Origin of the sequence: Leptospira sp. WS58.C1, from assembly GCF_040833995.1 — a bacterium.
Classification (GTDB): Bacteria; Spirochaetota; Leptospiria; order Leptospirales; family Leptospiraceae; genus Leptospira_B; species Leptospira_B cinconiae.
Map to the genome: position 1 here is coordinate 111,368 of NZ_CP162137.1, position 13,778 is coordinate 125,145.

The following is a 13,778-nucleotide window of genomic DNA, read 5'->3' on the forward strand; positions in this document are numbered from 1 at the left end:
CGATTGAAAAGACAGATTTTTTTCACTTATTTGCGGATTTTTTAATAAGAAACTTTCAATAGGATTTTTGCTTCGCGAAATAAATTTCCAGCCTCGATGGGAGTCGCAGATTTTCCACTCATGGTTTGAAAACCATCAATGACAGGAAGCGGTTCGGAAATTTCTTGGAAGTCGGCTCGTATCTCTACAAATTCCTTAAATTTCAAGCCTAATGCGGAGAGAATAATATCCGCTTTTTTGCGAGCATCCTTTGCTGCTAGTTGTAAAGCTTCTTGAGAAGCCTTCTCTAAATTTGTATCCGTTGCCTGCAATCGGATGCCTATGATTTGATTTGCTCCATTCTGTATAGACTCATCGATTAGTTTGCCTGCAGATTCTACTTTAGCTCTTATTAAGATTGTATTGGACGCTACATAACCCTTGATCTGCCTCGCGCCGGATTTAGGATATTCGTATATAGTTTGCAGACGGATTGCCTCCGTTTGTAAGGAAAGTAAGGACTGTTTTTTGAGATATTTTACGAGAGAATCAGTCTTTGCTGAAGTTTTCTCATGAGCTTCTTCGGCAGTTTTAGATTCCGTTTCTACTCCGATACGTATTTCCACAAGTTCCGCAGGAATTGCAACTTTAGCGAATCCGCTAACGATCAGGACTTTTTCTTGTTCTGAAAATGCGGACCCGAAACTTGCGAATAATACTATGCACCCGAATAATATCTTTTTCATAAAAACTCCGAAGGTAGGACCTTTTTCCGTTCGGGAAAATTCCCAAAGGTTCCGGATTTTTAGGATTTATTCCAAGTTATAAAAATTGAAATTTGTAAGAAGAATAACTCAGTACTTTACGAATTCTTTATCGAGTTCGTCCTGATAACGGCTGACCCGTTTTTTCAAGTTTTTCTTTCCTAGATAATATTTGCCTTCTTCTTCTCGTTTCGCCTTCTCCGTAAATTTTTCGGAACGATGAGAAAGATAAGGATGGGTCATAAGATATTCTTGGATGGGCGAAGAAGCATTTTCTTTTCCACCGCTTTCTTCCTGTAACTTTAGGAAGGTCCTTCCCATTGCGAATGGATCGTAATTTTCCCTAAGCAATAGATCATAACCGTACGAGTCAGCCTCATCCTCCTGGTTCTTACCGAACGAAGGTTTTAAAAGTAAGGCTGCCGTTAGGTCGGCTAACTCTCCTAGAGTGGAAGCTCCGATCTTCTTCGCCAATAACTCCCCTCTTACCATATCCATGCAGTGAGAAAGTTCTACATGACCGATCTCATGGCCGATCACTGCCACCAATTCCGCTTCTGAACTTACCATAGAAAGAAGTCCCTTTGTTACGAATAAGATCCCTCCCGGCATTGCATAAGCATTCGGAATGGAAGAATCCATAAGGAAGATCCTATATTCGAATCCTTTATTTTTTTCGATCGTGAGGTTCGAAACCAAACTTCTCAAATAGACCAGATCCGGATCTTTTTCATCCGCATAGGATTCATAACGTAATGCTATGGAATCTCCTAACTTCTTTTCGTCCAGATCGCTGATAGGCATCAGTTTTGTAAGGGAACGATCGAATACTTTGATCGGTTTTCCCAATAACTGGAATGCAGGAGAAAGAGTGGCTGGCATTTCTACATTTGCTTTACTTCTTACAGCCAAAAATGAAATGGCAGCTCCAGCTAGTAAAAGTATAACGAAGAATAGTAATCGATTACGGAGCATCCGTTTTCTCCTTATTTCCGAATTTGCCATAAAGGGTGTTCATCAGAATGAGTATCCCTCCCACTCCCAAAAATACCAGAGCGCGAGTGATTGTAGATGACTGAGAAAGATCCCAGAAGATCAGACGTAATAGACATACGATCATTGCTACCAAAGACACATAACGGAAATGTTCTTTTTTCAGAATGAGTCCCATTAAAAAAACGATGAACACTTCTACCATCCATAATAGGGTCAATAGAGAAGAATCAAAACTCCAGAAAAGGAAGAATGCCCCCGCCGCGAACAAAGGATAGAATATGATACTGTCGGATCTTTGGTCCAGTTTTTCGGAAAGTTGACTGATTTTTCCAGGATAACCTTCCTTTTCCATTCCTTGGAACGCAGGAAGAAGTTGGAACCTCACTAAGTATACGATCTGCAATAAGATCCCGACGAGCCCCCCCAACCATTCTTGATTCGCCCAATATTCGGAAGGGGTCAGAGCAGAACTGGAAATGAAGGCTACATGGATACAGGAATACCAATAAAAGCAGAGAGAATAAAATCTGAATCTGGAAATTTCCCAAGAAGTTTTTAGACCGATCTGATCTAAAAAAAACGCCCAAACGACCCAAGCTACAGGCAGCCATGTATTCGGGATTTCTAATGCGATAATTGCGGTGATAAAGATCGCAGTAAGTTCCCAGAATAATGGCAAAAGGGAGCTCCAATAATTCGGAGTTTCTTTTTTAGGATTCGGACTCTTGGCCCAGTAGATAAACGCTCCGATTGCTAAGGCTTGTATCAGAAATCTGATCTTGAAAATACCGACATATAGTTCGGATTGCAGATGAACTAGAATATGAGCTCCTAAAAACAATCCTACGAATACTAAAGCGAAAAATTGCCAGACCGGCGCCGCAGAGTTGATGGAAGATTTCCAAGTATTCTCCCATTTTTTCTCTCTTTCCGAGAAAAAGTTTTTGGTTTCCAAATATACCAGGGAAAGAAGAAGCCAAAGTATTCCCGGCAAAAATGGAGAAAGACTTTGAGTGCTCCAATACGCTAAGAATACGATATGTAAAGAAAGAAGGATCGCTCCCGGCGACGAAAAATATCCGGTCTTATCCGGACCCAACTTCACTTTAGAAAGAGGGATCATTAAGAAACAGAATAGGATCGTAGGAAGGTCCCTTAATAACACTTCCCATCTTTCTAAAGAATAAATTCGATAGATTACTTCGAAATGTAATGCGGCAACAAAGAAGAAGATCCCGACTCCCAAACCGTTCCAATTCCTGTTTTGTCGGATTACCAACAAAAGAATTCCGAATATGGGAAGATACAACTCCGAATGTCTCCAGTCGATTAATTGGAAACAAATAGCTGACGCCAAAATTCCGGAAAAAATCCCTGCAGGGGAAATCCTGTCGTCTCCACCTATTCCGTAAATATCGTCGCTCGCAGTAATCGTTTCCCTATTCCGAAACTCATCATAAAATTGGATCAATAAACTAAGCAGGATCATTGCAATCGTAGTGATGACAATAGGCCAAGTCCCAAGATTCAAACCGTCGAAGAATTTTATGATCAGAAGAAGAATATATTGGATCCAAGAAAGATGAAGAAGTACTGCTCCGATATTCTTGAGTAAATTTTCTTTTTCTTCCGAACTGACCACGAAGAAGATGCAGAATAATAAAGAAACATATACATTGATCAGGAAGATATCCACTTCCCATCGACTGAGTAATATTATACCTATGGAAGCTAGAGCTAAGGACACTAGCGTATCGGTGAGATAGAGCCAACGTATGTTTAACTTTTCGCGGGCGGTTCTTGCCCAAAAAAATAATCCGATAGAAACTGTGATCAATACGGGAGGATTCCATTTAGAGCCTGTGGAATATACGGATAAACCTAAGCCGATCCCCGCCCAAACGATTAGATGAGTGATAAAAGGAAGGCGCTGGATACTTCCGGAAGAATATATTTTTCTATAATGAGCTAAGATAGATGGAATTCCGACTGCAAGAGTCCCTAAGATCCCCCAGGTTCTTGATTGAGAAGAACTTAGCAGATGAAGTTGTTCCGAAAAATGTCCTTTATAGAGATAATTTAAAATTAAAAAGGAAATCGCAGTTTGTATTAAATGAAATTCCCATTTGCTTCTGTAAGATAGAAGCACGCTGAAAGCGGAAACTCCCACCGCTAAGAAGAAGATCAAAGTGCTTAATGGAAGAATTGCCAAAGAGATCAAACTCAATACAATATGAAGACTTGCAAATTTTTGTTGGGAAGTTTGCCATGCAAGTCCTAGGTTTACAAGAATTCCGCAAATAACCAATATAAGCGCGTAAAATTCGGACTCTATCCATTTCATTCCCGGAACGGAAACCGCTGCGATACATGAGAATAAGATAACTGCACCCGAACCGCTTCTGATCCAATATCCGATTTGTACCCAAAATTCTTTTTTGACTAGGAGAATGGAAGCCGCAAATAAACCTGCGCCGATCCCTAAGACCATTAAAAATCTGAGGAACGGGGACATGTTCAGAGCAGCATAAATCCCTAAAAATCCAACGCCCATTACGAGTATGATCGTTCCTAAGATACCGGTCCAATTATTCGCGATCTGCTTCTCGAATTTTTCCCAAGCTTCCGATTTTTTAGTTAGAGATTGAGGCTCTTGTTTTATAATAGTTGGAGGTACAACTGCCGCAGGTTTTGGGGTTTTTGCAACCTGCTTAGAAGAAGGGAGTTCTTTCCTAGTCTCCGGAATTGTCTCTTTTACCAAGATAGGCTTTTCTTCTTTGATGGAAGGTTTTTTCTTTTCCACCTGAGTTTCCGGAAGAATAGAAGGTCCTCTTTCTTTTAGCCGATCCTCTAGATCTTGGATTCTTTCCAGAAGTCCGTTGATCTTAGATAATAAAACGAATGGAATAATAAGGTAGAATATGCCGACGAAAAATGCGAACAAACCGATCAAAAAATACATAGGCGGAATGAGTTCAGCATAAGCGATTCCGTTGTAAATTTATTTTTACGCCGTTTTCTTGGCCCGTTCAGGTAGGTCTTTTCGAGTAACGTGTCCCTAAGTTCGCAACTTTCTTGCATTTTGGAAAAAAAATGGACGTTTTAGAAAAGTAGTTTCTAGCGTTCTTTAGTCCATTAGTATTTGAGAGCTCATTCCATTGGTGATAAAAGTTTGGAATCTTCCCTTTCACAGCTCAATATTCTCAGGCAGTTTTTCGAAAGGATCGGGGACGGAATTCTCATATTCTCTTCAGCCGGAAATCTGATCGAGGCGAATCCGGCCGCATTGCAGATCTTGGGTTATTCTTTCAAAGAGCTAAAAGAGATAGATTTCAATCTGATCTCCGATATAAGGAACGGGATCTTTCAGAGTCTTAAAAAAGAAGAAAAGACCAACTGGTACTTAGGTTATTTTTTACTTAAGAACAAAGAGATTAGAACATTTTACTGCCAAGGTTTTAAGATCCAAGGAGAAACGGAACCCGAATCTACCACTTGGATCCATATTCGGTCTCCCAAACAACAAAGCGAACTTTCTAAAGAAGATATAACTCATCCTGAGATTGGTTGGAGAGCGTTAGAAAAATTTTTCGATATGAATCCTTTGCCTATGGCGATTACAGAGATTGACACTGGCAAATACCTAAAGGTTAACAAACAATTTTGTATTCAGGTAAAATATTCTGAAAATGAAATTATAGGAAGAAGTGCTTTAGAATTGGGATTTTGGAGCTCCGCGGAAACCAGGGCAGATATAGTAGAAGCTATTAAAAGAGAAGGATTTGTTCGAGATGTAGAATTACGTTTTACTAATAAACTTGGAGAGGAATTTTGGGGTCTTTTTTCCGCTCATCCGATCGAATATGCGGGTTCTTTAAAACTTCTTACGATCACAGTGCCGATCACGGATCGAGTAAGAGAAGAAGTAGAAAAGCAAAGACTTCTAGACGAACTGAGGGAAAATCAAGAGATCCTAAAGCAGATTATCAAACTAAATCCTACTGCGATAACATTGTCCAAATCCGACGGAACCTATTTGGACGTAAACGATCTCTTCTTGAGTTTGATCGGAAAGTCCAAAGAAGAGATCGTAGGTAAATCTCCCGTTGATCTGGGGGTATATTACGATCTGAGCGATAGGGAGATTATCCGGGGACTTTTGATGCAAAAAGGTGCGGTAGATAATTTGGAGGTTAAGATGGGGACCTCCGATGGAAAGATCCGCTCTATTCTGTTCTCCGCTAGAGTTATAGAAGCCGGCGGTGAAAAAAAGATCCTAGCGGTAGGTCACGATATTACCCACATTAAAGAGGCCCAGGCAGACTTGGAAAGTCTTGCTTCAGAACTCGAAAAGAGTAAGGAACTTTTCCAAAGATTGTTCCAATTAATCCCTTCTTCCGTGGTTCTTACCGATTTGATTTCAAGAAAGATCATAGATGTGAACGAAAGATTTTTGGAATTCGTAAAACTGAAAAGATTGGACGTGATAGGAAGGCTCACTACGGATATCAAGGTCTGGGATTACGATCCCGATAGAAGGGCCGAAATTTATAAACAGTTAGATGAGAAGGGCGAAGTAAGCAATATAGAAACCGTTTTCAGAGCCTCGGACGGAACTGCGATACCTGTCCTATATTCCGGAAGGATCGTAAAATTGAACGGAAGACCCCATGTAATTTCTCTCGCAACGGATATTAGAGAACGTTTAGAAGCGGAGGAACAGACCCGAAGATTAAACGCGGAGGTCCGACACAATAAAGAACTTTTCGAAAAAATTTTCCAAATGAACCCGGCTGCAGTTTCTCTTTCCGATCTGGAAACCGGCACTTATAAAGAGGTCAACCAAGCGTATTGTGATCTGATAGGATACACAAGGGAGCAAATCATAGGTAAAACTTCCGTAGAATTGGGTGTGTTAAAAAGTAAAGAGGACCGGGCAAAGATCAAAGCGGAACTTGAAAGTTCGGGATGGACAAAGAATATAGAATTAGCCATAGGTCATGCTGACGGATCGGAACGTTACGGACTTTGTGGAAATAGAATTTTCAAAATGGGAGGTCGAATGGTGCTCTTGTCTATGGTAATAGATATTACGGATAGAAAAAGAGCGGAGTCCGAGAGAGATAAATATCTAGCTCAATTGGAAGAGAGTAAAAATTTATTCGAAAAGGTATTCGAATTGAATCCTGATACCATCTGTATTTCCGATTTGGAAACGGGTAAGTATATCAGTGTAAATTCCATGTTTTACGATCTGTTCGGCTTCACAAAGGAAGAGGCGATCGGAAAAAACTCGGTAGATCTGGGAATTTGGTCTGATCCTAATCTCAGACATATACTAGTAGAGAAGATGAAAGAGGATGGGATATTAAGGGATATTGATATACCTTTTAAACGAAAAGACGGAACACATATTGATTCCATCTTTTCCGGCCGTATTGTAAATCTGATGGGAAGACCTGCAATAGTTGCAATCACAAAGGACAATACTGCGGCAAAGGCGGCGGCTAAAGAAAAAGAAGAAGAAAATTCCAAACTTTCGGAACAGGCAAGAGTTCTTTTGAATATGGCGACCAATCCGGATTTTGCTTCCGGTAATATTCCCGCCGGTTTGAATAATTTAGTAAAAATGTGCACGGAAACATTGGGATGCGATCGTGCTTCTATCTGGCTTTTTTCGGATAAGGAAAAAACCGTTTGGTCTTTGGTCTCCGGATGGGACCAAAAATTCCAGTCATATATGGATCCTGCTTCAATGGATCTAAAACAACACCTTAATTATTTCAACGCAATCAAGACGGAAAGGTTCGTAGATGCGTATGATGTGGTAAACGATCCAAGGACTTCCGAGTTCGCGGAAACTTACAGTATTCCTCTCGGCATCAAATCTCTACTGGACGCTCCTATTTTTTTAAGAGGAGGAATTTACGGAGTCCTTTGCTTAGAGCATAGAGGATCTCTTAGGAGATGGAAAGGATACGAACAACAATTCATAGTCACTGTTGCGGAACAAGTCACACAGTTATTATTGAATTCTGAAAGGAGGGAAGCAAAGGAAGAATTGGAGCATGCAGTTCAAGTTCGGACTTCCGAACTAGCTTCCGCTTTGGAAAATTTAAAAAAGACCCAGGACCAACTTATTCTGTCCGAAAAAATGGCCGCACTTGGGCAGTTGGTCGCGGGCATTGCTCATGAGATCAATAATCCGTTGGGGGCGATTTCCGCATTGAGCGGAGAATTGAGAGCTTATTTGGATTCTTCTCCGGAGCGTTTGAAAAAATTGGGCCCATTTTTTGCGAAAGCGGAACCGAATTATATCAAACGATTATCAGAATTTATTCGCGCAGGGATCTCCCGTAAAGAAGTTCAAGTTTCAAGGGAAGAAAGGAGGGAACTTCTCAAAAAATTAAAGAATAAGCTAGGCGAACTAGGGTTCGAAAATCCTTATGATTTAGCGGATAGATTGATGGATGTAGGGCTTTATCATTCTACTGAAGAATTCCCTGAAATTTTTGATGCCAAAAAACATCTTGTCCTTTTGGATTTTGCGATCGAAGAGATCCAAACTTATAAGAATGCCGCTTCTATTCGACTGGCAGTGGATAGGACCTCAAAAATAGTTTATGCCCTTAAAAGTTTTGCTCATATCGATTCGGGAGAAGGTAAGATCGAGACGGATCTCGCGGAAAATATTGAAACTGTCCTTACTATTTATCATAATCAGATCAAAAACGGAGTTGAAGTTGAATTAGACTTCCAGTCAAGACCTATCATATACGCCTATCCGGATGATTTGATACAAGTTTGGACAAACTTAATTTATAATTCTCTGCAAGCGATGCAGTTCAAAGGAAAGATCAAAATTTCCATTTTGGATTCCGATACGGATGTTTCCGTTTTGATCTCGGATAACGGTCCAGGTATCCCTGCGGATATTAAATCCAAAATATTCGATCCTTTTTATACCACTAAAGCTCCCGGAGAAGGAAGCGGATTAGGTTTGGATATTTCCAGAAGGATTGTTTTAAAACATGGAGGAAGGATCGAATTTAATTCCAAGCCGGAAAAGACGGTATTTAAAGTAATTCTTCCTAAGAGCTGAAGTTTAGGTCTTAAAAAATTCCACTTCTTTTTTCAAAGAGTTTGCCTGTTGGGCAAGTTTCTCCGCAAGAGAGTCGATATCATTCACTATCCCATTCAAAAATTCGGTAGCTTCCGAAATACTTCCGATCGTTTTAGAAAATTCTAAAGAAGTTTGGGATTGTTCTTTTGTGTGATTTCGGATCTCTTCTGCGGATCGGATCAATTCAGAAAAAGCATTCTTAACCTGAGCACTCGCCACCAACTGCGATTCGGATAAAGAAGAAACCTGCAAAATCCGGTCGGAAGTGTTTTGGGCGGTATCTCCTATTCTTCTGAAAGCAACTTCTGTATTCTCCAAAACTTCTCTTCCTGAAGTCGTTGCCTTTACTGCTTCCACTAATGTTGCCCGGATCCGTTTTGCATTTTCTTGGGTCTGTTCTCCCAATTTGGAAATTTCCTGAGCCACTACCGCAAAACCTTTGCCTGCTTCTCCGGCCCGGGCAGCCTCTATTGCTGCATTCAAGGAAAGAAGTCCTATTCTATCGGTAATCTCATGGATCACATTCACACTAGCTTCCATTTTGGCGGTATTGGATTCAATCTCCGACATCGCATTCCGCGTTGATTGTAATGCGGACTCTCCATTAGAAGTCTCTAATCTCATTCTTTCCGCGTCATTTTTCGTATCCATAAGGGAAGTATGGACATTACGAATTCTATCTTCGAGTTCCGCTAAAGATGCCGTAGCTTGTTCAACCGTACTAGACTGGCTTTCCGCTCTAGCTGATGTGGAATGAATGGATGCTGCGATTTCTTCCACCCCTGAACTCATTTGTTCCGTGGAGGCTGCTTGCTCTTGCATCTTTATGGAGAGATCTTTTGTTTTTCCTTCTAAAACTTTCGAACTTTGGGAAAGTTTTTCGGATTCTTTGATAACGGTTTTGACAACGATCCTAAGTCGTTTTACGAAATCGTTCAACATCTTGCTACTTCTTCCCAGCTCGTCCGTTGAAAGCATAGGCAGTTGGATTTCCAACTCCCCTTGGGACATTTCCACAAAAGCATTCATCATATTTTTGGAATTCCTACGAATACTGGCTGCCAGTAGATAGGAAGAAATAGTAAGAGTAATTACCATAAAAAGTATGGTGAGAGAAAGCGCCAAAGTAACATCTCCCAATTTTAACCAACCTGAGGTCTCTTCCACAAGGAGGTAACCGAAAATCACGACGGGTAATAGAGCGATGGATGCGATCGTAGAAATGATCCTAACGAAAATAGACACTTTACGAATGTCTTTTTCTTCTAAAGGTAATCCGTTCAATCTGTCCGATTCCAATACTTCCGAGAGTACTGATTCGGTTAAAAAGAAATGAGAAATTCCTAAGGTAGGATAAATGATCAGGGGTAATAACAAGAATGGCGCTGATTCGAAAAATTCGGGAATAAAGAATAGATGCATCAATTTCCAAGCTGCAGGAATTCCGTAACTCCATTGTACGATATAAAACCCGGTGTTTAGAAGCGGGAAATTCAGAAGTTTTTTCTTAACTTCCACTTTTCCTTTTGTGTTCAATTTTTCCCAATTATTGGGTTCCAGATTGGATAAGAGCCTTCCTAAATATAGGAATCTAAGTGTGGGGAAAAAATAAGAGGTGGTCAATACGACCGTAGAGGATCCGATCAATGCGATCGCCTTATTGAAATCATACGCTCCGGCAGCGATAATGAATAGAACAGCCAGAGGGACGGCGAGAACCGAAGTTAATAGTTCCAGGCCTAAGGTCAGTCTCCATCTAAGTTTTCTAGATTCTCCCCTTGTCATTTCCGTTCTTTCCCTTTTTTTGATTTGAAAGAAGCCTTGGGCTTCCAGATATTTCATGACAATGAGACGCAGATTGCTTTTATCATCCACCTCTTTGTTGATTTTACTCTTTGGATTCTTTTACATCGATTTTGAAATTTATGGAAAAAGTCAGTCAGCCGACACAACTTCGCCTTCTAGTATTCAATCGGGGCCGATGTTAGGTTACTCCACTCATAAAGAAGTAAAAATATGGGTCCAGACTAAGAGTCCTTCTAAAGTTTATGCGAAATATTTTATTTCCGGTAACCCGGAACAAAGTCACAATACTCGTGAAGTAACTACGGAACACTATAAGGGGAATGTTGCACATCTGATTGCGGATGTATTGGAACCGGGAAAAATATATGAATATTTAATTTATATCAATGGAAAACGCCAAGACCCCAAGTCTGAACAAAAGTTTAGGACACAACCGATTTGGATAGGAAAGCCGAGTGGACCGCCGGATATCAAATTCGCTTTGGGGAGTTGTGCATTCGTAAACGATCCAAAATACGACACTCAAACAAAACCTTATGGAGGAGAATATTTTATCTATCAATCCATCTCTGCTCGAAAACCGGATTTTATGATTTGGATGGGAGATAATGTATATTTAAGAGAACCGGATTGGGAGTCCAGAACTGGATTCATTTATCGTTATACGGAGCAGCGATCCTTGCCGGAACTGCAACCTTTGCTCGCGAACGTTCATCATTATGCGGTTTGGGATGATCATGATTGGGGGCCGAATGATGGCGATGCATCCTTTTGGATGGGAGCGACAGCGGAAGAAATTTTCAAACTGTTTTGGGCCAATCCGAACTATTCGAAAAAAGGGATATATGGATCCTTCACTTGGGGGGATGCTCAATTCTTTTTGATGGACGATCGCAGCTTTAGGACTGCAAACGATAATAAAACAGGCCCAAGATCATTCTTCGGAGAGGAACAATTGGATTGGCTGGTCAATAGCTTAGCATTCTCCAAGGCTACTTTTAAGTTCGTAGTAGTAGGGGGTCAGGTCTTAAATCCGTTATCCGTTTTCGAGAATTATTCTACTTATGCGGAAGAAAGGGAAAAACTTCTTTCTAAAATTTCCAAATTAAAGATAAAAAATCTGATATTTTTGACCGGTGATAGACACTTTACGGAATTATCATATATCGAGGAAGGATTCGAATATCCTATATACGATTTTACCGTTTCACCATTGACTTCTTCCACTCACGCACCGATTACCGAAAAAAATCCTTTAAGGATCGAAGGTACTTTTGTAGACGATAAAAGGAATTTCGGAACGATAGAAATTACAGGTCCTTTAAAACAAAGGAACTTAGTATTTAGAATTTTTGATTCTTCAGGAAAAGAACTTTGGTCCAGGGAAATTAAGGCCAAATGAAAATCCAAACGTTTATGTTATATCTTCTTTCGGTCATATTTATCCTCTTTCTTGGACTTTTCGGCTTATTATATTCTAACCAGGACAAGTTAATCTTCTTCCCGGAAATTCTACCCGAGGATTTTCGTTTTACTTTTCCATATAAGTTCCAGGAAGTCTCTTTGGAGTTGGAAGACGGAGAGAAGATATTTGGGTTATTCTTCCCTGCGCAAGGCCCTTCTAAAGGTACTGTTTTGTATTTTCATGGCAATGCGGGAAGTTTAAGGAGTTGGGGAGGAGCAGCCGAGGATTTTGTCCCGAAAGGTTGGGACCTTCTCATGACCGATTATAGAGGTTACGGAAAAAGTAGGGCCAAGTTAAACGAGAAGGGAATGTACCAGGATGCTGAACGTTGGTACGAATATTTGAAAACCGATAAATTGAAGAAGGAGAACGAGATCATTCTTTACGGAAGATCTATCGGAACCGGGGTTGCAGTGGATTTGGGAACCAAGACAAATCCCGGCCAAATTATATTAGAAACTCCTTATACTTCTTTGGCCGACCTGGCAAAAGAATATTATCCGTTTGTGCCTGAATGGTTTTTGTCTTATTCTCTCAAATCGGAAGATAAGATAGGAAAATTGCGTTCTCCTATTACGATCATACATGGGAACGAGGACGAGATCATACCTTTCCGTCTGGGAAAAAAATTGTTTAAAACCGCTTTGGAATCGGGAGTAAAAACGGATTTTTTAGAAATAGAAGGAGGAAATCATAATAATCTTTCTTTATTTCCAGAATACCAAAAAGGATTGGAAAAAATCCTAGAATCAGTCCATCTAAACCGAAAAAAGTCAGGCTCTCAGAGATAATCTGGGAATAAAACTTTCAGTTTTGCGACCGTGTCCGGATTCCTGCGTTCAGGAGCGGTGATGATGGAATATTTAGTACTATTCTTCAGACTTAGATCGTCTCCATTTCCAAGATCCGGGATTAAGGCACTCAAAAGTTTTTTGGCATTCTCCGCATTCTTTCCTAGATTTGCCATCACCATTTCCGCAGTGACCGCTTCTTCATTCTCTCTCCAACAATCGTAGTCCGTGGACATACAGATCATTTGGTAAACGATCTCCGCCTCTCTTGCAAGTTTAGCTTCCGGAAGTACACTCATATTAATAATATCTCCTCCCCAGGAACGATACATATGAGATTCCGCTCTTGTTGAGAATAGAGGTCCTTCCATACAAACCAAGGTTTTGTTTTGGTGGATAGGAAGATTGATCTTTAGAGCCGCCTTATTAATTCTATCGCTCAGATTTTTGGAAAAAGGGTCGGCGAATGGAGCATGAGCCACCACACCCTTTCCGAAGAATGTGGATTCTCTCCCTCTGGTCCTGTCAATAATCTGGTTAGGAAGAACAAAGTCCAAAGGTTTGATCTCTTCCCTCAAACTTCCGACGGAGCTGAAAGCTACGATCTCTTCTACGCCTAAAATTTTGAGTGCGCAGATATTCGCTTTCATTGGGACTTCGTGAGGCATGATAAAATGTCCCACCCCGTGACGAGGGAGAAATGCGATCAGTTTGTCGTGGATCTTTCCGATCTTGATCGTGTCGGACGGTTTACCCCAAGGTGTTTCCGGAAGGACTTCTTCGACAAGTTCCATTCCATCCAGACTATAGAGACCTGTGCCTCCGATAACTGCAGCTTTTACTTTGGTCCCCAT

The 13,778-nt window shown here is 40.7% G+C and carries 8 protein-coding genes; 3 read left to right on the top strand and 5 right to left on the bottom strand.

The window, feature by feature from the left end:
- Positions 1-41 precede the first annotated feature (41 nt).
- The 3 genes from AB3N61_RS00560 to AB3N61_RS00570 all read right to left on the bottom strand — a co-directional run bounded on the left by AB3N61_RS00560 (position 42) and on the right by AB3N61_RS00570 (position 4,701).
- Positions 42-725 carry an SIMPL domain-containing protein gene (locus tag AB3N61_RS00560; RefSeq protein WP_367898221.1) on the bottom strand — a complete coding sequence of 228 codons (684 nt, stop codon included), beginning with the start codon at positions 723-725 and terminating at the stop codon, positions 42-44.
- Positions 726-833: 108 nt separating this feature from the next.
- Positions 834-1,718 (bottom strand): M48 family metallopeptidase, encoded by an 885-nt coding sequence (locus tag AB3N61_RS00565; protein ID WP_367898222.1) that lies wholly within the window; start codon positions 1,716-1,718, stop codon positions 834-836.
- Positions 1,708-4,701: a hypothetical protein gene (locus AB3N61_RS00570; RefSeq protein ID WP_367898223.1), complete on the bottom strand. Its 2,994-nt coding sequence runs from the start codon at positions 4,699-4,701 to the stop codon at positions 1,708-1,710. The genes AB3N61_RS00565 and AB3N61_RS00570 overlap by 11 nt, the downstream gene beginning before the upstream one ends.
- A 210-nt stretch (positions 4,702-4,911) precedes the next feature.
- Here AB3N61_RS00570 and AB3N61_RS00575 point away from each other — a divergent pair, with 210 nt between their 5' ends.
- On the top strand, positions 4,912-8,841 hold the full coding sequence (locus AB3N61_RS00575; RefSeq protein WP_367898224.1) for a PAS domain S-box protein: 3,930 nt from the start codon (positions 4,912-4,914) through the stop codon (positions 8,839-8,841).
- 3 nt (positions 8,842-8,844) lie between these two features.
- Here AB3N61_RS00575 and AB3N61_RS00580 read toward each other — a convergent pair whose 3' ends face one another.
- Positions 8,845-10,647, bottom strand: coding sequence for a methyl-accepting chemotaxis protein (locus AB3N61_RS00580; RefSeq protein WP_036089597.1), 1,803 nt, complete (start codon positions 10,645-10,647; stop codon positions 8,845-8,847).
- A gap of 61 nt (positions 10,648-10,708) precedes the next feature.
- Between AB3N61_RS00580 and AB3N61_RS00585 the strand changes: the two genes are divergently transcribed.
- Both AB3N61_RS00585 and AB3N61_RS00590 read left to right on the top strand, forming a co-directional pair.
- Complete coding sequence (locus AB3N61_RS00585) at positions 10,709-12,070, top strand: alkaline phosphatase D family protein (protein ID WP_412758382.1); 1,362 nt, start codon at positions 10,709-10,711, stop codon at positions 12,068-12,070.
- Complete coding sequence (locus tag AB3N61_RS00590) at positions 12,067-12,924, top strand: alpha/beta hydrolase (protein WP_367898226.1); 858 nt, start codon at positions 12,067-12,069, stop codon at positions 12,922-12,924. Before AB3N61_RS00585 ends, AB3N61_RS00590 begins: the two co-directional genes overlap by 4 nt.
- On the opposite strand, the gene mtnP is transcribed toward AB3N61_RS00590, so the two are convergent.
- On the bottom strand, positions 12,915-13,778 hold the full coding sequence (mtnP, locus tag AB3N61_RS00595) for an S-methyl-5'-thioadenosine phosphorylase (RefSeq protein ID WP_020769841.1): 864 nt from the start codon (positions 13,776-13,778) through the stop codon (positions 12,915-12,917). The two genes, AB3N61_RS00590 and mtnP, sit on opposite strands and share 10 nt — an antisense overlap.